The sequence below is a fragment of the Agrobacterium sp. OT33 genome, assembly GCF_017313365.1.
In the GTDB taxonomy this organism is placed as follows: domain Bacteria; phylum Pseudomonadota; class Alphaproteobacteria; order Rhizobiales; family Rhizobiaceae; genus Agrobacterium; species Agrobacterium rhizogenes_A.
This window is the reverse complement of record NZ_JAFLMZ010000001.1, coordinates 246254-269321: the sequence shown is the minus strand read 5'-3', so window position 1 is coordinate 269321 and position 23068 is coordinate 246254. Positions and strand designations below refer to the sequence as shown.

Below are 23068 nucleotides of genomic sequence, written 5' to 3'. Positions count from 1 at the left end.
CGCTCAAATTCCGATAATCCGGCCCCGCGCCGCATTCTTTGACAAGACGACAATCATGATCGAACTGACCATCACCCCGCCCGACCACCCGCTTTCCGGCAAGGTCGAGCCGCCCGGCTCCAAGTCCATCACCAATCGTGCGCTTCTCCTGGCTGGTCTTGCCAAGGGCAAAAGCCGGTTGACCGGCGCACTGAAAAGCGACGACACGCTTTATATGGCCGAAGCCCTGCGCGAGATGGGCGTCAAGGTAACCGAGCCTGATGCCACCACCTTCGTGGTGGAAGGCACGGGCGTTTTGCAACAGCCGGAAAAGCCGCTTTTCCTTGGCAATGCCGGTACCGCCACGCGCTTCCTGACCGCCGCTGCCGCACTTGTCGATGGCGCGGTCATCATCGATGGTGACGAGCACATGCGCAAACGCCCGATCATGCCACTGGTGGAGGCGCTGCGCTCCCTCGGTGTCGAGGCGGAAGCGCCGACCGGCTGCCCGCCCGTCACCGTCTGCGGCAAGGGCACGGGGTTCCCGAAGGGCAGCGTCACCATCGACGCCAACCTCTCCAGCCAATATGTGTCGGCGCTTCTGATGGCGGCTGCCTGCGGCGACAAGCCTGTCGATATCATCCTCAAGGGTGAGGAAATCGGTGCGAAAGGCTATATCGACCTCACCACCTCGGCCATGGAAGCTTTCGGTGCGAAGGTGGAGCGGGTGAGCAACGCCATCTGGCGCGTGCATCCGACGGGTTATACGGCGACCGATTTCCACATCGAGCCGGATGCTTCCGCCGCCACCTATCTCTGGGGTGCGGAACTGCTGACCGGCGGCGCGATCGATATCGGCACGCCCGCCGACAAGTTCACCCAGCCGGATGCCAAGGCCTACGACGTCATGGCCAAGTTTCCGCACCTGCCCGCCGAAATCGACGGCTCGCAGATGCAGGACGCCATTCCGACCATCGCGGTCCTCGCTGCCTTCAACGAAACGCCGGTGCGTTTCGTCGGCATCGCCAATCTGCGTGTCAAGGAATGCGACCGCATCCGCGCCGTCTCGCTTGGGCTCAATGAAATCCGCGCCGGTCTGGCGCATGAGGAAGGCGACGACCTGATCGTGCATTCCGATCCGGCACTTGCGGGCCAGACGGTCAAGGCCTCCATCGATACCTTTGCCGACCACCGCATCGCCATGAGCTTTGCGCTGGCGGCGCTGAAGATCGGCGGCATCGCCATCCAGAATCCGGCCTGCGTGGGCAAGACCTATCCCGGTTACTGGAAGGCGCTTGCCTCGCTCGGCGTTGACTACACGGAAAAGGAAAGCGCTGCCGAGCCGCAGCACTGAAGCCATCAAGGAGGGACCGCCCGTGAAGACCATCGCCGCAAGACTTCTCGCGCTGTTCGTCTTGCTGGGCGTGGCCTTCCCGGCCTTTGCGGAGGAATTCATCCGCTCCTACCATTCCGTTGTCGAGGTGGCGGCGGATGGCAAGCTGACGGTGACGGAAACCATCACCGCCCGCGCCGAAGGTCAGAACATCAAGCGCGGCATCTTCCGCGATTTCCCGCTTTATGCGCTGGATGCGAATAACCGCCGTACCAAGGTGGATTTCAACGTCGTTTCGGTGGAGCGCGATGGCGCGCCGGAAAACTGGCGTACCGAAACTGTCGATGGCGGCATCCGCATCTATACCGGCAGCGCCGAGCGTTTTCTGCCGACTGGCGAGCACATTTTCCAGATCACCTACACCACCGCCCGGCAGATCCGTTATTTCAGCGATTATGACGAGCTGACCTGGAATGTCACCGGCAATGGCTGGCAGTTCCCCATGGGCGAGATTTCCGCGACCATCACTCTGCCGCAGGGCGTCAAGGCCATCGATACGGCCGTCTTCACCGGTCCGCTTGGCGCGAAAGGCAAGGATGCCCGCATCCTCAGCGAAGGCAACGAAGTCTTTTTCGCTTCCACCCGCCCGTTTTCGGTGGGCGAAGGCATGACGATCGCCGTCAAACTGCCGAAGGGTGCCATTGCCGCGCCTGATACCTCACAGGAGGCGGGCTGGTGGCTGCGCGACAATCTGGCCATCCTGCTTTCGGGTGGCGGGCTTTTTGTCGTGCTGCTCTATTATCTGCGGGCGTGGTTCGCGGTCGGTCGTGATCCCGCCAAGGGCGTGGTGGTGCCGCGCTGGGATGCTCCGGAGGGGCTTTCCCCGGCTCTGGTCAACTATGTCGATAATCGCGGCTTTTCGGGTGCCGGCTGGACGGCGCTATCCGCCTCGGCCCTTGATCTGGCGGTCAAAGGCTATGTCGTTCTGGAAGACCTGAAAAATTCCATCGTCATCCGCCGCACGGAAAAGGTAACCGCCACCGATCTGCCGACCGGGCAGAAAACGCTGCTTTCCGCCATCGGCGGTGCGGGCAAGGTACTGACCATCGATAAGGCGCATGGGGCGGAAGTCGAAAAGGTCGGCACGCAGTTCCGCGCGGCGATAGAAAAGGAACATCGCGGCAAATATTACCGCAGCAATGCCGGTTACACCGTCTTCGGCATCTTCCTCAGCATCGCCCTCATCGTCGCGACGTTGATCTTCGGCGATCTCGATGAAAGCGCCATTGCCGCCGTGATGGTCTTCGGCTTTTTCGCCTTCTTCTTCAGCATCCTGTCGATCGGTATCGGCCGGCAGTTTTCGCGCGGCGCACCGCTGCGCAAGCGCATCGGCGGCATCGTCATGCTGGCCTTTGCCGGTTTCGTGGCCTTTTCCGCCATTGGCGGCATCGCCACGCAAATCCTGCTGGATGTGACGCATGACACCAAGTCGCTGGCGCTGGCCGCCATCGGCGGCATCGTGCTCACCAATGCGCTGTTCCTGTTCCTGATGGGCGCGCCGACACCGCTCGGCCGCAAGCTGATGGATGGCATCGAAGGGCTTAGAACCTATCTGACGCTGGCGGAAAAAGACCGGATGAACATGGCCGGCGCGCCCGCCATGTCGCCGCAGCATTTTGAGACATTGCTGCCCTATGCCGTGGCGCTCGGCGTTGAAAAACCGTGGAGCCGCACCTTCGAGGCATGGCTTGCCACAGCCGCCGCCGGTGCCGCTGCTGCAAGTTATGCGCCCGGCTGGTATGCGGGCAGCAATTACGGCAGCTTTGGCGACAGGATCGGCGGTTTTTCCACCTCCATGGCCAATACCATCGCTTCCACCATTCCTCAGCCCGTCAGCTCGTCCGGCTCCAGCTTTTCGGGCGGTGGCGGCGGCGGTTTTTCCGGCTCCGGCGGCGGCGGCGGTGGCGGTGGCGGCTGGTAACGCCTGCCGGCGGTAATTTAACCGATTGCTGGTGACTTTTGCCGCTGGTCTTGCTAAGTCCGCGACACTCTTTTGCAACAGATTAAAGTCCTTATCCCATGCCCGATCTTCTGCTTGAACTTCGCTCCGAGGAAATCCCCGCCCGCATGCAGCGCAAGGCGGCGGGCGATCTGAAGAAACTCGTCACCGATGCCTTGGTGGAGAGAGGGCTGACCTATGAGGGCGCGCGCGAATATTGGACGCCGCGCCGCCTGACGCTGGATATTCGTGGCCTCAACGCCCGCTCCGCCGATGTGCGCGAAGAAAAGAAGGGTCCGCGCACCGACGCCAATGAAAAGGCCATCGAAGGCTTTTTGCGCGGCGCCGGTCTCAATGATATCTCGGAAGCCCAGGTCGTTTCCGATCCGAAGAAGGGCGATTTCTACGTCGCCATCATCAACAAGCCCGGCCGTCCGGCGGAAGAGATCATCGCGGAAGTGATGCCCGGCATCATCCGCTCCTTCCCCTGGCCGAAATCCATGCGCTCCGGCCCGGCTTCCATGCCGAAGGGATCGAGCTATGCCGGCATCGAAGGCAAGGGCTCGGAAAGCCTGCGCTGGGTGCGCCCGCTGCAATCCATCGTCTGCCTGTTTGGCCCCGAGCACGATGAAACCCAGGTCATTCCTTTCGCCATCGACGGCATCGTCGCCGGCAACGTCACCTATGGCCATCGTTTCCATGCGCCGGGCCCGATCACCGTGCGCCGTTTCGAGGATTATGTCTCGAGCCTCGAAAAGGCGAAGGTCATTCTCGATGCAGAGCGCCGCAAGGATATCATCCTGCACGACGCCAAGGATCTGGCTTTCGCCAACGGTCTGGAACTGGTGGAAGACGAGGGCCTGCTGGAAGAAGTCTCCGGCCTTGTCGAATGGCCGCAGGTGCTGATGGGCACCTTCGAGGAAGATTACCTGCAAATCCCGGCGGAAATCATCCGCCTCACCATCAAGACCAACCAGAAGTGTTTCGTCACCCGCAATCAGGGTGCGGAAGAAGGCCTTTCCAATCGTTTCATCCTGATCTCGAATATCGAGGCAAGCGATGGCGGCAAGGAAATCATCCACGGCAACGGCAAGGTCGTGCGCGCCCGCCTGTCGGACGCCCGCCATTTCTGGAACCGCGATCAGGGCGATCTGCCCGATCTCGAAACGCTGAAAGATTCGGCTGCGAAATTCGGCCTCGATCTCAAGAAGCCGCTCGATCAGCGCATGGCCAAGCTCGATGCATTGAACGTTACCTTCCATGCCAAGCTCGGCACGCAGGGTGAGCGCGTGGCCCGCATCCGCGAACTGGCGAAGGCGCTGGCCCCGGTTGTCGGTGCCGATGCCGCGCTGGTGGACCGCGCCGTGGTGCTGGCCAAGGCTGACCTGCGCACCGAAGCTGTCGGCGAATTCCCCGAGCTTCAGGGCCTGATGGGCCGCAAATATGCGGCGCTGCAGGGCGAAAACGAAAGCGTTGCGGCTGCCATCGAGGACCACTACAAACCGCAGGGCCCCTCGGACCGCCTGCCGGCCGACAAGGTGGCGATCACGGTCGCTCTCGCCGACAAGCTCGATACACTCGTTGGTTTCTGGGCCATCGATGAAAAACCGACCGGCTCCAAGGACCCCTTCGCGCTGCGCCGTGCGGCGCTGGGCGTGGTGCGCATTCTGCTTGAGAAAAACGTGCGGCTTCCGCTGCTGAGCGTTGCGAAGGACCCGGACCTTCTCTCCTTCTTCCATGATCGCCTGAAGGTCTATCTGCGCGACCTCGGCGCCCGTTACGATCTGATCGACGCCGTTCTGACGCCGGAATCCGACGATCTCCTGATGATCGCCCGCCGTGTCGAGGCGCTCACCGCCTTCATCACCGGCGAGGATGGCCGCAACCTGCTGGCGGGCGCGAAGCGTGCAACCCAGCTTCTGGCTGCGGAGGAAAAGAAGGGCACCGTGGTCGCCGATGGCGTCTCGGAAGAGCTGTTGAAGCTCGATGCCGAAAAGGCGCTTTATGCGGCGATCAAGTCTGCCTCTGCCGATGCCGCGAAGGCTGTCGAAGGTGAGGATTTCCGCTCGGCCATGCAGGCGCTTTCGACACTGCGCGCGCCCGTCGACAAGTTCTTCGAGGATGTGCTCGTCAATGACGAGGATGCGGCCATCCGCGCCAACCGTCTGGCGCTGCTGAAGGCCATCCGCGAGGCAACTGGTACGGTTGCGGATTTCTCGAAGATCACGGGGTGAGGGGTCGGGGTAGCCAGGTATGTCAGCGTGCTTGGTTCACCCCCCTCTGTCCTGCCGGACATCTCCCCCTCAAGGGGGGAGATTGGCAAGACGGTCGCTCCCCGCAAAACATTGCAACGTTGAAGATGGTCGATACGTTGCCACGATGCGATCTCCCCCCTTGAGGGGGAGATGCCCGGCAGGGCAGAGGGGGGTAAGCCGCAACCGCGACTCTCACGGGACGACTCCCCATTGACCCACACTACCCCAAAAATCCTCATCAGCGCCTGCCTCCTCGGCCAGCCGGTCCGCTATGACGGCAGAGGCAAACCCCTATCCCACCCCGCAATAGACCGCTGGCGGCAGGAGCACAGGCTGGTGACGATCTGTCCGGAGATGGCGGGTGGCATGCCCGTGCCGCGCCCGCCGGCGGAAATCGAAAATGGTGCTTCCGGTTTCGATGTGCTGGAGGGCCGCGCCCGCGTGCTGGAGGTCACCGGCGGCGATGTCACGGCGCAATTTATCGCTGGTGCGGAAAGGGCGCTGGCCTTCGCCAGGGCCAATGGCTGCACATACGCGCTTCTGATCGATGGCAGCCCGTCCTGTGGCTCGGTTGCGATCTATAACGGTTCGTTTTCCGGCGTCAAACACGCGGGCAATGGCGTGACGGCGGCGCTATTCGAAAAAGCCGGTATTGCCGTATTTTCACCTGCCGATATCGATCGGCTGGCTGCTCTGACAAGCTAAAAGAAAAGCGCCGGAGTTTCCCCCGGCGCCGGTTTCCATCGATAGCCTTGAGGCGTATCACCCCGCCATGCGCATCTCTTGCGCCATGCCGTGAAGCTGGTGGCCGGAGGAGACGCGGAAGCCGCGGATGAGGTTCAGCAGTTCCTCGGTGTCCACGGCGAGCGCTTCCGCCGAAGCCGTGGTTTCTTCCGCCATGGCGGCATTATGCTGGGTGGCGACGTCGAGCTGGTTGAGCGACGACGAGATCGAGCGCAGCGTCGTATCCTGTTCGGCGGCCGAATGGGCGATCTTGCTGACGATCTCGTTTGCGGATTTGATCTGGTCCGAAATGCGTTTCAGCGCATCACCGGCCTCTCCGACAAGACGCACGCCGTTTTCCACCTGGGCAGAAGAACGGGCGATCTGGTCCTTGATCTCCTTGGCGGCGGCGGCGGATTTCTGCGCCAGTTCGCGCACTTCCTGCGCCACCACGGCAAAGCCCTTGCCGGCCTCACCCGCACGTGCCGCTTCCACACCGGCATTCAGCGCCAGAAGATTGGTCTGGAAGGCAATGTCGTCGATCACGCCGATGATGTTGGAAATCTGGTCGGAAGATTGCTCGATACCGCTCATCGCGGTGATCGCTTCTTCCACCACCCGGTCACTGCGCATGGCCTCCGAGCTGACGGTGGTGACGCGCTTGGCGGCGTCGGCTGCACCCTCTGCCGTCTGGCGCACCGCAACGGTCAATTCATCCAGAGCGGCCGAAGTTTCCTCAAGGTTTGCGGCCTGCCGTTCGGTGCGCTGCGAAAGCTCGTTGGAGGCCTTGCGGATTTCCTCCTTGGAGCCGCCAATATCGATGCTCTTGGAATTCACCTTGGCCATGGCAGCATCAAGATGGGTCAGGGCCTCGTTGAAATTGTCGCGCAGCGCCGCATAACGGTTGCCGAGATCGCCGCAGCGCACGGTCAGATCGCCGCCCGCCAGCTTTTCCAGCGCCTCGCCGATGGTGGTGACGACACGCGCCTGCAATTCCGCCTCGTCGCGCTGCATGTCGAGATTGTTCTGGCGCTCCGCATTGAGCTGCCGCTGCTGTTCTTCCTCACGGCGCTGCATGGCGTGGCGCTCGCGCACCTTGTCCTGCAGCGAGGCGGTGGCCTTGGCCATCATGCCCACTTCGTTGGTCAGGCCTGTGTGGGGAATGGCGAGCGAGACGTTTTCATTGGCCACTTCGCCGAGCGCCCGGTGAATATCGCCAAGCGGCTTCGAAATGCCACGGATGACATAGAAGGCGGCGGCCAGCGCCAGCACGAAGATGATAGCGCCGATCGACAGCGCCTTCATCACCTCGCCGCGCACCTGCGCGTTCAGATCGTCGATATAAACGCCGGTCACGACCACCACCTGCCATGGTTCGAAGGCAAGCGCATAGGAACTCTTGGCGTAGTCATTGCCTTCCATGCCGGGTTTCGGACCGTAAAAATCCGTCTGGCCGCCGCCATTGCGGCCAAGCCGCACCAGCTCGTCACGATAGGCGAAACCCTTGCTGTCCGGCTTGCCCTTGAAGCTCTCGCCGACCCGCTTCGGATCGGGATGGAACTTCATGGTCACGTCGTAATCGTAACCGAACAGATAGCCGTCAGGGGTGAACCGTATGGCGCTGACGGTGGCATAAGCCTGCTTCATGGCTTCTTCGCGCGACAGCGTTCCCGCCGTTTCCTTCTCGTGGAAGGACTGCAGAATGGAGATAGCCGACTGCACCTGTGTCCGCAGCATGCCGTAGCGTTCCTCATAGATCGCGTCGGTGGCGGATTTCAGCTGGTAAAACGTCGCCACGGCGAAGGCGGCCATAAGGGCCACCACGAGTACGATGAGCTGACGGGAGATGGAGAGATTCTTCATGGGCGCTCACAAGCGTTTTGCGTCGCGGCCAGAAAAGGCCGCGTGCTGCCGAAGTTTCGGAAATGGAAAGGGCGCCTGATGCGCGGTGAAGGGCCTGAATAGCTGATATCCGCTTCAGGCCTCATGGCGTGCTGCATTGCACTATGAGATCACTTAGCGGCCAAAAATTTGAATAAATATTTAATTAGAGAAAGCTTTATCAGCCCATCCGGCGGAATAACGGCGGACGAATTTATTATTCCCCGCATGGTTGCCATGGCTTCTGAAAAATACAGCGATCGCGTGATTATTTGACATTTGCCATGAAAATGTATCGGTCGCCTGTCAATTGCCGCGCAATTTGAAATCCGGGAATGCGGGTGCGGCAATCGTGGAGGCGGTAGCGGCAACGGCAGCCTTGTCGGCGGAGATTTCCTTGACACCGGCAGTCGTCGTTGTCGCGTCGATGCCGGCAGGCGTCGAAACCGCTTCCTCAGGATGCGCCACGGGTTCCACGTCGTCATAGGTCGCAATGGCGGTGCTGGGGGTTTCTTGCGGCATCCATGCGGGATTGGTGCTGACGAAGGTGACCGGCGCGCCGCCGAGCCAGGCTTCGGTGCGGATGAGGGTGCGCTTTCCGTCGACTTCGCGCATTTCCATATGCTGCGTACCCGGCTCGATGGACGGAATGGCATAACCTTCCGCTACCGTTTTATCCTTCGCGGGTTCGCAATCCGTGCAGTCATGACGAATGAAGCTGCCATTGCTGGCGTGTACGCCATTGATATATTCGATGGAGGATGCCATGGCCGACCCGCCGGCCAGTGCGACAATGGCTGTCAGAAAAACACGACGCATCGAAAAACCCCCGAAGTAACGGCAGCACCCGTGGTTCAGGCACGGTGCGCCATTTAAATATTCGGGCAAGTATTACCGGTCTTTCGTTTCCATCGGGTCAGCAAACTTGGTAAAAATTGAACGAAAGATTCGCCCTCACCGGTGTTTGCCTTAAGTATCAGGCCTTTTCGCGTGCGACAGCCTGCCAGCCGATATCGCGGCGGCAGAAGCCGTTTTCCCACTCGACCTTGTCGGCCAGCGCATAGGCGCGCGCCTGCGCTTCCGTCACGGTCTTTCCGAAAGCGGTGACGTTCAGCACGCGGCCGCCGGTTGCGACGAGTTCGCCGTCCTTCAGCGCGGTGCCGGCGTGGAAAACCTTCGCCTCTTCGCTCGCCTCGGGAATATGGGCGATCGGCGTGTTCTTGTCGTAAGCGCCGGGATAACCCTTCGAGGCGAGAACGACCGTCAGCGCCGCATCGTCGCGCCATTCCGCCTCAACCTTGTCCAGCGTGCCGGTGGCGGTGGCGTAGAGGATCGGTAGCAGATCGCTCTTGAGGCGCATCATCAGCACCTGGCACTCGGGATCGCCGAAGCGCACATTATATTCGATCAGTTCCGGGCCTTTGGCGGTAATCATCAGCCCGGCGAAGAATACGCCGGAGAAAGGATTGCCGTCCTTGGCCATGCCCGCAATCGTCGGCTCGATGATCTCCTTCATGGTGCGTTCCACCATGGCCGGTGTCATGACCGGGGCGGGGGAATAGGCGCCCATGCCGCCGGTATTCGGGCCGGTATCGCCGTCGCCGACGCGTTTGTGATCCTGCGCGGTTGCGAGCGCCAGCGCGGTCTTGCCGTCGGAAAGGCAGAAGAAGCTCGCTTCCTCGCCATCGAGGAAGGCTTCCACCACCACTTCGGCGCCGGCCGTGCCGAAAGCGCCGTCGAAACATTCGTCGATGGCGGCAAGCGCTTCCGCTTCCGTCATCGCAACGGTCACGCCCTTGCCGGCGGCAAGACCGTCCGCCTTGATGACGATCGGCGCGCCCTGTGCGCGAACATAGTCCCTGGCCGGTTCGGCGGTCTTGAAACGCTGGTAAGCGCCGGTCGGAATATCGTAGCGCGCGCAGAGATCCTTGGTGAAGCCCTTGGAGCCCTCAAGCTGGGCGGCGGCTTTCGAGGGTCCGAATGTGGCGATGCCGGCGGCACGCAGATCGTCCGCAAGACCCGCAACCAGCGGCGCTTCCGGGCCGACGACGACGAAGTCGATTGCCTTTTCCTTCGCAAATGCGATGACGGTCGCGTGGTCCTCCACGTTCAGCGCCACCAGCGTCGCGTGGTCGGCGATGCCGGGATTGCCGGGGGCGGCATAAAATTCATCGAGCAGGGGAGACTGGGCGATTTTCCACGCCAGCGCATGTTCGCGTCCGCCGGAACCGATCAACAGAACTTTCATGGTCAATACCCCTGCAAATTCGCCAGTAACCTTGTGGGACGGGCGTTAAGGGCAGGGGGGCGAAAGGTCAAGGAGAAAGCGCCGCAAATGCCCGTCTTTCCCTTGATCGCCGCCTTTCCTGTGGAATCGTGGATGCCTCTTGTTGTCACGCCACAATCAGACATTATGTTCGCCGCTCCAGACATTACAGCAGAGAACCTCATGACCGCAGACAATGCCCGCCTCGCCTCGCTCATAGCCTCCGAAATCAACGCCCGCCCCGATCAGGTGAAGGCGGCGGTGGCGCTGCTGGACGAGGGCGCGACCGTTCCCTTCATCGCCCGTTACCGCAAGGAGGTGACGGGAGGACTTGATGACACCCAGCTTCGCACGCTTTCGGAACGGCTTGTCTATCTGCGCGAACTTAATGCCCGGCGGGCTTCCATCGTCGATTCCATCACCGGTCAGGACAAGATGACCGATGAACTGATGGCCAAGATCATGCAGGCCGGCACCAAGGCGGAGCTGGAAGACCTCTACCTGCCCTACAAGCCGAAGCGCCGCACCCGCGCGGAAATCGCCCGCGAGCGTGGTCTCGGCCCGCTTGCCGAAGCCATATGGGAAAACCGCGCCGCCGATCCGGCGAAGCTGGCGGAGGCTTATGTTCAGGGCGAGGTGGCCGATGTGAAGGCGGCACTCGAGGGCGCGCGCGACATCGTGGCGGAAACCATGACGGAAAACGCCGATCTTCTCGGCCGCCTGCGCGACTACATGCGCCAGAACGCCACCTTCCGCGCCAAGGTGGTGGACGGCAAGCAGGCCACGGGCGAAAAATTCTCAGACTATTTCGATCATTTCGAGCGCTGGGCCACGGTGCCGGGCCACCGGGCGCTGGCCATGCTGCGCGGCTGGAACGAGGAAGTGCTGACATTGACCATCGATGTCGATGCGGACGATCCCTCACCGGTCAAGCCCGCGCAGCGCACCATCGCCGCCGCCTTCGATATCCGCAGTGCCGGCCCCGCCGATCAATGGCTGATGGAGGTCGCTGGCTGGACCTGGCGGGTGAAGCTTTCCATGTCGCTTTCGCTCGACCTGATGCGCGAATTGCGCGAACGTGCCGAAGAAGAGGCGATCAATGTCTTTGCCCGCAATCTGAAGGATCTGCTGCTGGCCGCCCCCGCCGGTTCCCGCGCCACCATGGGGCTCGATCCGGGCATCCGCACCGGCGTCAAGGTGGCTGTGGTGGATGGCACCGGCAAGCTGCTGGACACCACGACCGTCTATCCTTTCCCGCCGAAGAACGACGTGCGTGGCACACAGGCGGAACTCGCCCTGCTCATCCGCAAGCACAATGTCGAGCTGATTGCCATCGGCAATGGCACGGGCAGCCGCGAGACGGAAAAGCTGGTCGCCGATCTTCTGGCGCAGATGCCGGCTTCGGGCACAAAGCCCACCAAGGTCATCGTCTCGGAAGCGGGCGCATCTGTTTATTCCGCGTCGGAACGGGCGGCCGCGGAATTCCCCAATCTCGACGTTTCGCTGCGCGGTGCCGTCTCCATCGCCCGCCGCCTTCAGGACCCGCTGGCGGAACTGGTGAAGATCGAGCCGAAATCCATCGGCGTCGGGCAATACCAGCATGATGTCGATCAGGGCCGCCTCAGCCGCTCGCTCGATGCTGTCGTGGAAGACGCGGTGAATGCCGTCGGCGTCGATCTCAACACGGCCTCGTCGCCGCTTCTCGCGCGCGTATCGGGCCTCGGCAGCTCGATTGCCGACGCCATCGTCGCCCATCGCGACCAGACAGGACCTTTCGCCAGCCGCAAGGAACTGCTGAAGGTGCCGCGCCTTGGCCAGCGCACTTTCGAGCAATGCGCGGGCTTCCTGCGCATTCCGAACGGCAAGGAGCCGCTGGATGCCTCCTCGGTTCACCCGGAAGCCTATGGCGTGGCGAAAAAGATCGTCGCCGCCTGTGGCCGCGACCTGCGTTCGCTGATGGGTGACAGCGCCGCGCTGAAGGCGCTTGATCCGAAGACGTTCATTGATGAGCAGTTCGGTCTGCCGACGGTCAGGGACATCATCGCCGAACTGGAAAAGCCCGGTCGCGACCCGCGCCCGAGCTTCAAGACCGCGACCTTTGCCGAGGGCGTGGACGAGATCACCGATCTGAAGCCGGGCATGCTGCTCGAAGGCACCGTCACCAATGTCGCCGCCTTCGGCGCCTTCGTGGATATCGGCGTGCATCAGGATGGGCTGGTGCATGTCTCGCAGCTCGCCGACCGTTTCGTGAAGGACCCGCATGAGGTCGTCAAGGCGGGCGATGTGGTCAAGGTGCGTGTCGTGGAAGTGGATGTGAAGCGCAAGCGCATCGGTCTCACCATGCGCAAGGATGGCGGTGAGGCGGCGCCGCAGCCGATGCGTGAAAAGGGCAATGCGGGCGCCATGCGCCATGCGACATCCAAACCGAAAGACCGCAACGAAGGGTCGCAATCCGGTGGCGCCCTTGCCGCTGCCCTGGCGGAAGCCATGAAGCGACGCTGATCTAGGGTTGAAATGATTTTTTACCAAAAAGCCCCGCCGGACACCCCGGCGGGGCTTTTTGCTTGATGAAATCGTTCAATTTTTTTGAAATAAGACTATCTTGAAACTTGTGCCGAAAGGAATACGGTCAGGAAAATTGATAAGTGAGACTTAGCAATTGGGGGTGCCATGGCGTCGTCTCTGCATGTTCTGCTCGAAAAGATAATCAAGATCGGCGATCTTGTCGTAACCAGCCCGGGAGGAAGCCACACCTATGGTGATGGTACGGGCAAAAAGGTGGTTCTGAATTTCACTGACGAAGCCGCCATGCAGGAGATTGCCGCCGATCCGGCGCTGAAGCTTGCCGAAATGTATATGGAAGGGCGCGTGAAGGTCGCGGAAGGCGATATTTACGACTTTCTGGCGCTGGTCAAAGGCAATACGCTGAGCGAGGCGCTGTCCTTCGGCATGGTCTGGCGTGGCATGGCGCGCATCATCGCCGCCCGCATCAAGATGCATCTGCCGGTCAACCACAACAAGAGCAATGTTGCCCACCACTATGATCTGAGCGCCAAGCTGTTCGATCTCTTCCTCGATGAGGACTGGCAATATTCCTGCGCTTATTTCAACCCGCCCGGTATCAGCCTCTATGAGGCGCAGGTTGCGAAAAAACGGCATATCGCCGCCAAGCTGATGACCGAACCGGGCCAGAGCGTGCTGGAAATCGGCTCCGGCTGGGGCGGCATGGCGATGTATGTCGCTGAAAGCGCGGGCGCGGATGTGACCGGCATCACGCTCAGCGAAGAGCAGCTACGCGTTTCCCGCGACCGTGCGGCGAAACGTGGCATTGCCGACAATGTCCGCTTCGAATTGCAGGATTACCGCTACCTGCCGGCCTCGAAGAAATATGACCGCATCGTTTCCGTCGGCATGTTCGAACATGTCGGGCCGACGCATTACCGCGATTATTTCGACAAGGTGGCGGAGGTGCTGGACGACAAGGGTGTGATGGTGCTGCACTCCATCGGCCAGCCCTATCCGGCGCTGGCGACCAATCCCTTCATCGAAAAATATATTTTCCCTGGCGGTTATATTCCCTCGCTTGCCGAGGTGCTGCCGGCCATTGAAAAGTCGCGGCTGCTGGTGAAGGATATCGAAATCCTGCCCATGCATTACGCCCATACGCTGCGGCACTGGCGCGAGCGTTTCGTGGCGCGCAAGGCGGAAGCGGTAGCGCTTTATGACGAGCGCTTCTTCCGCATGTGGGAGTTTTATCTGGCGGGTTCGGAAATGGCCTTCACCCATGAAAACTTCCATATTTTCCAGATCCAGATCGCCAAGGATCGCGATGCCGTGCCGCATAACCGCGACTACATCGCACAGAACGAGGCGAAACTGCTGGAGTTCGAAAAGACGCGTGCGCCGCTGGAGAAGGTGACGTTCTGACGGGCGACTGTCCTGTGGTGTCTTGACCAACCCATCCGCAATCTCGGCATCATCCTCGGGCTTGTCCCGAGGATTTGTCCACGTCGCGGAAAGTCGGTCGAACGCAGATGATCGGGATAAACCCGAGCATGACGCAGGGTTAGGTTCGATGACCCCGCGTCCTCTCCCGCGCTGGTTAATGGAATGGAAAGACAATCCCTCTAAGTCTACGGGCACCTGTCTGTATTGCGTTTCTGGGGTTCTTTCATGTTCAAGCCGTCAGCGGCAGCCGCCGCCTGTGTCGTGTCGCTTTTTGCCGTGGGTAGTGCCCATGCCGAAGGCTGGTTTTCCGGCGACTGGTATCTGAAACTCGGCGGTGCGGGTTTCACCGCGCCGAAATATCAGGGCGACAACAAGAATGAATTCGGCTTTTCGCCCATCATTTCGCTCGGCCGTCAGGGGCAGGGCGCGCGTTTCACCTCCCGCAACGACAGCGCTTCGATCTCGCTTCTGGACAATGGCCCGATCAGCATGGGTCTCGCCGGCAAGCTTATATCCCCGCGCGATGAAGGCGACTCTTCCGATCTGAAGGGCATGACCCGCATCAAGCGCGGCGGCGAGCTTGGCGGTTTCGCCGAAGCCTATCCGACTGACTGGCTGCGCGTTCGTGGCGAAGTCCGTCAGGGCATCCGCAGCCACAGCGGTGTGGTCGGTGACGTTGCCGTCGATGCCTTCACCGATATCGCCCCCGGTATCCAGATTTCCGCCGGCCCGCGCGCCACATGGGTCAGCAGCAAATACAACGAGCGTTATTACGGCGTGAGCGCGGCACAGACGGCCGCCGGCGCGCCTTCGCCCTATAGCCCGGGCGGCGGCCTGCATTCCGCCGGCATCGGCGCCGCCATCACCTGGAAAGTCACCGAAAACGCCGAAGTCGGCTCGTTTGCGGAATATCGCCGTCTGACCGGCGACGCCGCCGACAGCTCGCTGGTGCGCGAGCGCGGTTCGAAGAACCAGTTCATCATCGGCGTTCAGGCAAGCTATAAATTCAATTTCTCTCTGCCCTGAAAATAACGGCGATATGGCCCTGCAAAGCCCCGTGGCGGAACCGCTGCGGGGCTTTTCTGCATGTGTGGCCGGGTGCTGAAATCCATTCCGATTTTGCCGCCGATGCTGTAGAACCGTCCCATGGTTCACCACAGCGATTTGTCAGACCGCGTTTCCGACGCGCCATCCAATAACTGGGTCTATCGGATTTTGCCGAGACCCCTCTGGCCCTATGCGCAACTGGCAAGGTGGGATCGCCCCATCGGCTGGCAATTGCTGATGTGGCCATGCTTCTGGTCCGCAGCCCTTGCGGCCAATGCCGCGTTGGAAAGCGGTGGGTTTTCCTGGGCGACGCTGATCTGGCACCTGGTGCTGTTCTTCATCGGATCGGTTGCGATGCGCGGCGCGGGCTGCACTTATAATGATCTGGCCGACCACAAGATCGACATGGCCGTGGCGCGCACCCGCTCCCGGCCGCTCCCGTCTGGCCGCGTGACCCGGATGCAGGCCAAGGTCTTCATCGTGCTGCAGGCGCTTGCCGGACTTGTCGTGCTTTTGCAGTTCAACGGTTTCGCAATCGCCACCGGAATCTTCTCGCTGGTTTTCGTGGCGATCTATCCCTTTGCCAAGCGCTTCACCAACTGGCCGCAATTTTTCCTCGGGCTGGCCTTTTCCTGGGGTGCGCTGATGGGCTGGGCCGGACAGTTCGGATCGATCGCCTGGCCTCCTGTCCTGCTTTATGTCGGCTCCATCGCCTGGACGATCGGTTATGATACAATCTACGCCCATCAGGACAAGGAAGACGACACCGCGGTGGGCATCGGTTCCACCGCCCTGCTGTTTGGCGAGAACACACATCGCTGGCTGGTTTTCCTTTATGGCACAGCCCTCGTCATGATTGCCCTGTCTTTCTGGGGCGCGGGTGTTAACGTCATTGCTTATAGCGGCCTTGCCGCTGCCGCCCTCATGCTGTTCCGGCAGGTCTGGGCGCTCAATATCGACGACGTCGATCAGTGCCTCGTGCTGTTCAAATCCAACAACCGTGTCGGCGTGCTGATTTTCGCAGGTCTCATCTTGCCGCTTCTCATGGCATAAGGTTACGGCAACGTAGAACATGAAAAAGCCCGGTCGCGTCATCCGCACCGGGCTTTTTTGATTTGTCTGGCTGAAGATTATCAGCTGCGGGCGATGATTTCCTTGCCCTCGATCTTCATGCTCATGCCCAGCGAACCGGTGGAGCGGCGAACGAGGAAGCGCGGGCGGCGATCCGCGAAATAGGAGTGGCGGCGGCGCGGGCGGGTATTCTGGGTGCGCACCTTGCCGAGATGTTCTTCCAGCGGGCGGGCAACACCATCGGCTTCCACCATCAGCATGGGAATGCGATAGGCCTCGGACCAGCTGCGCCAGTCGGCGGCGATGTCGCAGAGATCGTGGGCGACCAGCAGCGGAATGCAGAGGTCCGGATCGTCGTGGTGCAGTTCCAGCGTCACGGTCACCTGGCCGTCACCATGATCGATGGCACGGGCGGCGACGCCCTTGAAGGCGCGGGCGGGCAGGGCGAATGACAAAGGCAGGCCGGAAGAGGAAAGGACCTTTTTCAGGACGGCGCCCCGTTCATCGAGCGTCACGGCAACGTCGGTTGCGCCATTGCCTCTGCCATAGGTGACCTGTTGCGGAAAACGTGCCGGTTCAAGTCTGAGTGTGGCGACGGCCCAGTCGGGCTTCAGAACGGTATTGGTCATGTTTAATCTACCCTTGTTTTACCTGAGAGCCGGTTTCCGGTCTTCTCATCGGGACTTTTCGTCCTCTGATGTCAGGAGATTATCCGCCGCATGTTCGAGACTGCTTAAAAATCGCGGTTAAGAAAACTTTGCATTCCCAAATGGTTAGCAAAACCCACTGTGGCATGGTTTCGTTTGGGTAAAGCGGATCGAGACAATGCGGTTTTTATGCCGGCCGAAAATGTGCTCTTTCAAGCTCCGGGCAAGGCGTGTCCGGCATAGTCATGCCAAGGCTCGCCGTGCGTCCGGATGGCGCGCAACGGGTGGATTTAAAAACCGGAACATCGAGTTCTCCCCAAGGGACGCGCGGTGTTTCAGAGGGCATCAGATGGTATCGACTTATCTCAGCTACGACCTCATCAACCGCGATATGAAGACAAGCATCTCGCGCGTTGCGCAGCAGGGGCTCGTCGAGCGGCAGACGAAATATTACAAGGAAAACATCGGCAATGTGAAAAGCGTCGATGAGTTCCTCAATAACTACCAGCTCTATTCCTATGCCATGGACGCCTTCGGTCTCGGTGAAATGACCTATGCCAAGGCCTTCATGAAGAAGGTTCTGGAAAGCGATCTGAACGACCAGAACAGCTTCGCCAACAAGCTGACTGACGAGCGCTACCGCGAATTCGCCGCCGCCTTCAATTTCACAGCGTCGACGAAGACGGTCCAGACGGAGGCGCAGCTCGACAAGATGATCGGGCTTTACGACACGTCGATATCCGATCTTAACGACAGCCTTGCGGAAGAAACACGTTATTACAAGGCGATCATCGGCACGGTCACCAATGTGGACCAGCTGCTGCAGAACGACAGGACCCGCGCCTATATCTTCCAGGTCTTCAGCATCGATGAGAAGACCTACACCTACGCTCACATCAGGGGATTGATGACGAGCGACATTGACGATCCCGACAGCTACCTCAATCAGAAATTTGGCGCGGCCTATAATGATGCGGTCGAAAAGCTGGCGATGAAGGGCAACATCGAGCTTCACGGGCAGGTTACGGCGCGGATCACTGCTATCGACACCGCGCTTGCGGGCACGGAGCTGACGGACGAGGAGCGCACGGCGCTTGAAGCGGAAAAGGTCACCCGTCAGGATCAGCTGACGCAGCTGGAAGCCGTGCTCCCGCCACAGGATGAGTGGGAGACGAAGCTTGCTGCCATCACCGCGCAGCAGACAACGCTGACGAACACCGTCACGCAATATAACAAGATGGCGCAGCTTGCCGCCGCCTTCGAATTCAACAACGACGGCACTGTGACCGCTGGTGGAGCGCAGAAGGCCGACAATATCAAGATAATGACGGATGCCTATATCGGCAGCGCTCCCCGCGTGACGCCGACCGTCGCCACACTGAACCGGGATTATTTCGAATCGAAGATCGGTTCGATCAAGACCGTGGACGAACTGACCTCGGATGCGAGGCTTCTCAACTATATCAAGGTCGCCTTCGACCTTAATGACGTGACGATCGTGACGGCGACGATCGAGAATATCCTCACCAGCGATCTGAGCGATCCGAACAATTACATTGCAACCTTCGGCAAGAACGACAAGCGTTATATCGCCCTGAGAGAGGCGTTCAATTTCCAGACGGATGGAACGCTCGCCGAGGGTACGACGCCCCAGACGACGCTGCAAACCGCGACCACAACCAGCGGCTACATGACGCATTATAACGACAAGGACGACGCAGCCGACGAAAAGGCACTTAAGCTGTTCAAGAGCGACATAAGAAGCGTCACATCTGTCGGGGACTTTCTCGATAGCAGCGCTGTTTATACCTATGCGCTGAAGGCGGTGGGCCTCGACCCGGCCAAGGTGAACGTCGCAGATATCCGCAAGGTCCTCACCAGCGATCTGCAGGACAAGAAGAGCTTCGTCTATACGCTGAAGGACGAGCGCTACGTCAAGCTGGCTGAGCTTTTCAATTTCAAGTCAGACGGCACGGTCGGATCTCCCGTTCTGGCGCAGTCGGAAATTGAAATGCAGACCATGTCCGCCGATTATATCAAGAAGAAGTCGGCTTTCGGCACGGAGAAGGACAAGGAGGCGGCCAAGAAAGAGGCGGAATATTTCACGGCCGAGATGCAGAAGATCAAGACGCTCAAGGAGTTCCTGGCCAATGATCGCCTGACGAAGTTTGCGATGGAATCGCTTGGCATTGATCCGAAAAGCGTGACGAAGGATCAGATGGAAAAGATTTTCTCATCCAAACTGGATGACAAGGAAAGTTACCTCAACAAGGAGATGGACCCCGTCTTCCGCCGCCTCGTCACCGCTTTCAACTTCGATACCGACGGCAATATCCTCCACGAGGACCGGAGTTTGATCCAGACGCGGCGCGGCCTTTACGAGACGCTGGACAATTACCTGACCCAGACGCTGGAAACGCAGGCGGGTGAAGAGAATGCCGGTGTGCGTCTGGCGCTCTATTTCAAGCGCATGGCGGCAGGAACGACGTCCTATTATTCCATTCTCGCCGACACCGCGATCCAGAATTTTATCAACACCACCTTCGGCATTCCCGATGAGCTCGGCAATGCCCCGGTCGATACGCAGGTGGCGATGATGAAGAAATATTTCGACATCGAGGATTTTCAGGACCCGGAAAAGGTCAAGAAACTCGTCGCCCGTTTCACCATCATGTATGACAATGCGCAGAACACCACCGATCCGATCATGATGCTGTTTAATGGCAGCGGCTCGGCGGGCATCAGCGGCGATACGCTGCTGGCGGTCGCCACATTGCGGGCCCGGTAAACGGGAGCCGGTAGATGTACGATTAAAAAGGCCGGGATTTGTCCCGGCCTTTGCATTCGCACCTTCCGCCTACCAGCCCGGCAGCATATGCCCGGCGCGCAGGCGCGGCATCTTGGGGTAGGTCTTCACATCGCTGTCCATTTCGTCGGCAACGCTCATCGGTGAGATGTTGTCGAGGCAGGCGGTGATGTGGTCGGTGATGGCGTTCACCAGCGAGGGCGAAAGGCCCGGCCGTTTCATCAGGCCGATCTGTACCGGCGGCAGGGGCGGGAAGCCGTCCGCAGCGGTCAGGACCTTCATGCCGGTGCGCAGCGCCGATTCCGGCAGCACCGAGACGGCCATGCCGGCCAGTACGGCGGCGGCGACCACGGTGGAAGACCAGCTGGTGAACAGAACCTGATAATCCCGCCCGTCGGCATCGAGCGCCGAACAGGCAAGCTGGCGCCAGTGGCAGTCGCGCCGGCCGACGGCGAGCGGCACCGGCGCATCGTCCTTCAGCGGATGGTTGGCGGAAGCGACCCAGCAAAGCGGTTCGGTCCGCACCACATCGGAGGAGCGGGCACGGGGGTTGTGGGTGACGAGCGCGATATCCAGCTCGCCGCGCGCCATTTTTTCGGCAAGGCTGACAGAAGGTTCGCAGACGATGTAAAGCTCGACATTCGGATGGGTCTTGGCGAAACGCCCGATGATCTCCGGCATGTAGCGGTCGGCATAGTCATCGGGCGTACCGATGCGCAGCATGCCCTCCAGCCGGTTGTCATCGAAGGCGGCGATCGCCTCGTTGTTGAGGCGGATGATGCGGCGGGCATAATTCATCAGTTTTTCGCCCTCCGCCGTCAGGCGGTTGCCACGCCCGTCCTTGGCGAAAAGCTGTTTGCCGATCCGTTCTTCCAGCCGCCGCATCTGCATGGAAACGGCGGATTGCGTCTTGAAAACACGGTCTGCGGCCTTGGTGAAGCTGCCCGTGTCAACGATGGCGATGAAGGTGTGCAGCTGGTCTATGTCGAGAGGTGCGGACATGGATGGTCATCCATCAGAATGATTGATGTCTTACATTAGAAACATTCGTTGGACTGATCAATAGTCTTGCGACATTTTGACTTCAAGCAAATCAATCTCAACCCCGGGCCGGCGAAACGTCTGGCCCCAACCCGAGGCAGCTTCTCGCGCGTGGTGCGCCGGGGGCGGTGCCGCATCGTGCCGTTACGAAAGGATAAGTGTCATGCGCACGGCAGAACGGAGAATGGAACTGGAACTCGCAACCTCCCGGCAGAACGATACGCTGCGTCGTGTCGCTGTCCTCTTTGCTTTCCGCGTCAAAACGTTCTTGCAGCGCATCTACAACCGTATCGTGGCCAATGGCCTCACGGAACTCGATGACCGCCTTCTGGCCGATATCGGTCTGGCGCGCTCGGACGTGCGGGATGCACTCAATACCGGCCTGCTCGAGGATCCGACCGCTCATCTGACCCGTGCCGCACGCAACCGCGCGGTGACCCGGTTCAAGACCGTTTAAAGCATTTCCAGAAAAAGCTGGCCCCGGTTTTCTGTCCGGAAATGGCCAAGCGTTCCAGAATATGCGGGCAATTCCGGCAAACCTCCAGCTGCCGGAATTGCTCCGACCCCAAAGTTTTCCCCGCAGGGTGATTTGCCAATAGCCCTGCCTTTGCCCGGTGTCAGGCCCCTCGGCCGCGCCGGGCTTTTTTATGGCCTTGCCTGCCTGCGCCGTTTTGCCGGTACGGCCTCAGTACTGGTATTCCTCGAACACCGGCAGCACCGAACCGCCCCAGCGTCCGTTATAAAGCGCCAGCATGTCTTCGGCGAGCGTGGTCTTCTTCGCCAGCACTTCGTCCAGCGAAGACAGGAACACGGTCTCGTCCTGGCCTTCGCCGTTCAGGCGGTTGCGGTTTTTGAGGCCGGTGCGGGAAATAGCGAGCACCTCGCGGGCAATGCCGAGAAGCGGTTTGCCGGCGATCTCAGCGGTGAGACCCCTGGCCGGCACGGCATCGCGAAGGGCGATGACTTCATCGAAGCTCCAGCCGGCGGTCAGCGTATCGGCAGCGGTAAGCGCCTCGTCATCATAGAGAAGGCCGACCCAGAAGGCGGGCAGGGCGCAGATACGCCGCCACGGGCCGCCATCGGCGCCGCGCATTTCGAGAAAGCGCTTCAGGCGCACATCGGGGAACAGTGTCGAAAGATGGTTCGTCCAGTCGCCCATGGTCGGCTGCCAGTCGGCGATTTCACCCTTCAGCGCCCCGTTCATGAACTGACGGAAGGTGACATGGGTGCAATCGTGATATTTGCCGTCGCGCACGATGAAATACATCGGCACGTCGAGCGCCCATTCCACATAGTCCTTGAAGCCGAAGTCCGCCTCGAAGGTGAAAGGCAGCACGCCCGAGCGACGGTTGTCCGTATCGCGCCAGATATCGCCACGCCAGGAAAGCAGGCCGTTCGGCTTGCCTTCGGTGAAGGGCGAAGAGGCGAAGAGCGCTGTCGCCAGCGATTGCAGCTTCATGGAAACGCGCATCTTGCGGCGCATATCCGCTTCGGAGGAGAAATCGAGATTAACCTGGATCGTACAGGTGCGGTACATCATATCGAGACCCTTGGTCCCGACCTTCGGCATGTAGCGTGTCATGATCGCATAGCGCGACTTCGGCATGCGCGGCGTTTCGTCGTAGCTCCACAGCGGGCTGCCGCCGATGCCGAGGAAACGGATACCCATCGGTTCGGCCACTTCGCGCAGCGTCGCCAGATGCTGATTGGATTCCTTGCAGGTCTGGTGCAGGTTTTCCAGCGGCGCGCCAGAAAGCTCGAACTGGCCGCCGGGCTCGATGGAGATGGCGCCCATGCCATGCTGTTCGCCAAGACCGATGATGTTTTCACCGTCCATGATCGGCTCCCAGCCGAGCTTTGCCTGCATGCCCGTCAAAAGCGCGGAAATGCTGGCATCGCCGTAATAGGGAACCGGGCTGTTGTCCTCCCGGAAGAAGGCGAATTTTTCGTGTTCGGTGCCGATGCGGAAATCGGCTTCAGCCTTGCAACCGCCCGCCAGATAATCTGTAAGCTCCGTAACGGAGGAGAGGGGGGTCTGGTCGGTCGTGTCGCGTGCCATGGCTTACCTTGTT

The 23068-nt window shown here is 60.5% G+C and carries 16 protein-coding genes; 10 read left to right on the top strand and 6 right to left on the bottom strand.

What is annotated here, in order from left to right:
* The first annotated feature begins 55 nt into the window (after positions 1–55).
* The 4 genes from JZX88_RS01335 to JZX88_RS01320 all read left to right on the top strand — a co-directional run bounded on the left by JZX88_RS01335 (position 56) and on the right by JZX88_RS01320 (position 6271).
* Entirely contained in the window at positions 56–1333 is a 1278-nt protein-coding gene (locus JZX88_RS01335) for a 3-phosphoshikimate 1-carboxyvinyltransferase (protein ID WP_206912314.1), read from the top strand.
* Positions 1334–1355: 22 nt separating this feature from the next.
* The gene (locus JZX88_RS01330) at positions 1356–3293 is read left to right on the top strand and encodes a DUF2207 domain-containing protein (protein WP_206912312.1); all 1938 of its coding nucleotides are present in this window, start codon (positions 1356–1358) and stop codon (positions 3291–3293) included.
* Positions 3294–3391: 98 nt separating this feature from the next.
* Entirely contained in the window at positions 3392–5545 is a 2154-nt protein-coding gene (glyS, locus tag JZX88_RS01325; RefSeq protein ID WP_206912310.1) for a glycine--tRNA ligase subunit beta, read from the top strand.
* Positions 5546–5776: 231 nt separating this feature from the next.
* On the top strand, positions 5777–6271 hold the full coding sequence (locus JZX88_RS01320) for a DUF523 domain-containing protein (protein ID WP_206912308.1): 495 nt from the start codon (positions 5777–5779) through the stop codon (positions 6269–6271).
* Between the two features lie 57 nt (positions 6272–6328).
* On the opposite strand, the gene JZX88_RS01315 is transcribed toward JZX88_RS01320, so the two are convergent.
* The 3 genes from JZX88_RS01315 to purD all read right to left on the bottom strand — a co-directional run bounded on the left by JZX88_RS01315 (position 6329) and on the right by purD (position 10418).
* On the bottom strand, positions 6329–8152 hold the full coding sequence (locus JZX88_RS01315; protein ID WP_065114937.1) for a methyl-accepting chemotaxis protein: 1824 nt from the start codon (positions 8150–8152) through the stop codon (positions 6329–6331).
* Between the two features lie 324 nt (positions 8153–8476).
* Complete coding sequence (locus JZX88_RS01310; protein WP_206912306.1) at positions 8477–8989, bottom strand: plant virulence effector HPE1-like domain-containing protein; 513 nt, start codon at positions 8987–8989, stop codon at positions 8477–8479.
* A 157-nt stretch (positions 8990–9146) separates the two neighbouring features.
* Positions 9147–10418 carry a phosphoribosylamine--glycine ligase gene (gene purD, locus JZX88_RS01305; RefSeq protein ID WP_206912304.1) on the bottom strand — a complete coding sequence of 424 codons (1272 nt, stop codon included), beginning with the start codon at positions 10416–10418 and terminating at the stop codon, positions 9147–9149.
* 201 nt (positions 10419–10619) lie between these two features.
* On the opposite strand from purD, the gene JZX88_RS01300 reads away from it, so the two are divergent.
* From JZX88_RS01300 to ubiA, 4 genes are all read left to right on the top strand, one after another.
* Positions 10620–12938: a Tex family protein gene (locus JZX88_RS01300; RefSeq protein WP_206912302.1), complete on the top strand. Its 2319-nt coding sequence runs from the start codon at positions 10620–10622 to the stop codon at positions 12936–12938.
* Between the two features lie 168 nt (positions 12939–13106).
* Positions 13107–14363 carry a cyclopropane-fatty-acyl-phospholipid synthase family protein gene (locus JZX88_RS01295; protein WP_065114940.1) on the top strand — a complete coding sequence of 419 codons (1257 nt, stop codon included), beginning with the start codon at positions 13107–13109 and terminating at the stop codon, positions 14361–14363.
* A 246-nt stretch (positions 14364–14609) separates the two neighbouring features.
* Positions 14610–15410: a MipA/OmpV family protein gene (locus tag JZX88_RS01290; RefSeq protein ID WP_206912300.1), complete on the top strand. Its 801-nt coding sequence runs from the start codon at positions 14610–14612 to the stop codon at positions 15408–15410.
* A gap of 120 nt (positions 15411–15530) precedes the next feature.
* The gene (gene ubiA, locus JZX88_RS01285; protein ID WP_206912297.1) at positions 15531–16484 is read left to right on the top strand and encodes a 4-hydroxybenzoate octaprenyltransferase; all 954 of its coding nucleotides are present in this window, start codon (positions 15531–15533) and stop codon (positions 16482–16484) included.
* Between the two features lie 80 nt (positions 16485–16564).
* On the opposite strand, the gene JZX88_RS01280 is transcribed toward ubiA, so the two are convergent.
* Positions 16565–17131 (bottom strand): DUF6101 family protein, encoded by a 567-nt coding sequence (locus JZX88_RS01280; protein ID WP_065114942.1) that lies wholly within the window; start codon positions 17129–17131, stop codon positions 16565–16567.
* A gap of 367 nt (positions 17132–17498) precedes the next feature.
* Between JZX88_RS01280 and JZX88_RS01275 the strand changes: the two genes are divergently transcribed.
* The gene (locus JZX88_RS01275; RefSeq protein ID WP_206912296.1) at positions 17499–19937 is read left to right on the top strand and encodes a DUF1217 domain-containing protein; all 2439 of its coding nucleotides are present in this window, start codon (positions 17499–17501) and stop codon (positions 19935–19937) included.
* Positions 19938–20006: 69 nt separating this feature from the next.
* Here the strand turns inward: JZX88_RS01275 and JZX88_RS01270 are convergent, their stop codons facing one another.
* Positions 20007–20957: a LysR substrate-binding domain-containing protein gene (locus JZX88_RS01270; protein ID WP_004432791.1), complete on the bottom strand. Its 951-nt coding sequence runs from the start codon at positions 20955–20957 to the stop codon at positions 20007–20009.
* 202 nt (positions 20958–21159) lie between these two features.
* On the opposite strand from JZX88_RS01270, the gene JZX88_RS01265 reads away from it, so the two are divergent.
* Complete coding sequence (locus JZX88_RS01265; RefSeq protein ID WP_127756322.1) at positions 21160–21453, top strand: DUF1127 domain-containing protein; 294 nt, start codon at positions 21160–21162, stop codon at positions 21451–21453.
* A gap of 228 nt (positions 21454–21681) precedes the next feature.
* On the opposite strand, the gene JZX88_RS01260 is transcribed toward JZX88_RS01265, so the two are convergent.
* Entirely contained in the window at positions 21682–23055 is a 1374-nt protein-coding gene (locus JZX88_RS01260) for a glutamate--cysteine ligase (RefSeq protein ID WP_206912295.1), read from the bottom strand.
* Positions 23056–23068 lie beyond the last annotated feature (13 nt).

What these genes read in the sequence shown, in the direction of transcription:
- JZX88_RS01335 (WP_206912314.1), top strand. Translation starts at nt 56, where the DNA reads ATGATCGAACTGACCATCACCCCGCCCGACCACCCGCTTTCCGGCAAG.
- glyS (WP_206912310.1), top strand. Translation starts at nt 3,392, where the DNA reads ATGCCCGATCTTCTGCTTGAACTTCGCTCCGAGGAAATCCCCGCCCGC.
- JZX88_RS01315 (WP_065114937.1), bottom strand. Translation starts at nt 8,152, where the DNA reads ATGAAGAATCTCTCCATCTCCCGTCAGCTCATCGTACTCGTGGTGGCC.
- JZX88_RS01310 (WP_206912306.1), bottom strand. Translation starts at nt 8,989, where the DNA reads ATGCGTCGTGTTTTTCTGACAGCCATTGTCGCACTGGCCGGCGGGTCG.
- purD (WP_206912304.1), bottom strand. Translation starts at nt 10,418, where the DNA reads ATGAAAGTTCTGTTGATCGGTTCCGGCGGACGCGAACATGCGCTGGCG.
- JZX88_RS01300 (WP_206912302.1), top strand. Translation starts at nt 10,620, where the DNA reads ATGACCGCAGACAATGCCCGCCTCGCCTCGCTCATAGCCTCCGAAATC.
- JZX88_RS01295 (WP_065114940.1), top strand. Translation starts at nt 13,107, where the DNA reads ATGGCGTCGTCTCTGCATGTTCTGCTCGAAAAGATAATCAAGATCGGC.
- JZX88_RS01290 (WP_206912300.1), top strand. Translation starts at nt 14,610, where the DNA reads ATGTTCAAGCCGTCAGCGGCAGCCGCCGCCTGTGTCGTGTCGCTTTTT.
- ubiA (WP_206912297.1), top strand. Translation starts at nt 15,531, where the DNA reads ATGGTTCACCACAGCGATTTGTCAGACCGCGTTTCCGACGCGCCATCC.
- JZX88_RS01280 (WP_065114942.1), bottom strand. Translation starts at nt 17,131, where the DNA reads ATGACCAATACCGTTCTGAAGCCCGACTGGGCCGTCGCCACACTCAGA.
- JZX88_RS01275 (WP_206912296.1), top strand. Translation starts at nt 17,499, where the DNA reads ATGGTATCGACTTATCTCAGCTACGACCTCATCAACCGCGATATGAAG.
- JZX88_RS01270 (WP_004432791.1), bottom strand. Translation starts at nt 20,957, where the DNA reads ATGTCCGCACCTCTCGACATAGACCAGCTGCACACCTTCATCGCCATC.
- JZX88_RS01265 (WP_127756322.1), top strand. Translation starts at nt 21,160, where the DNA reads ATGCGCACGGCAGAACGGAGAATGGAACTGGAACTCGCAACCTCCCGG.
- JZX88_RS01260 (WP_206912295.1), bottom strand. Translation starts at nt 23,055, where the DNA reads ATGGCACGCGACACGACCGACCAGACCCCCCTCTCCTCCGTTACGGAG.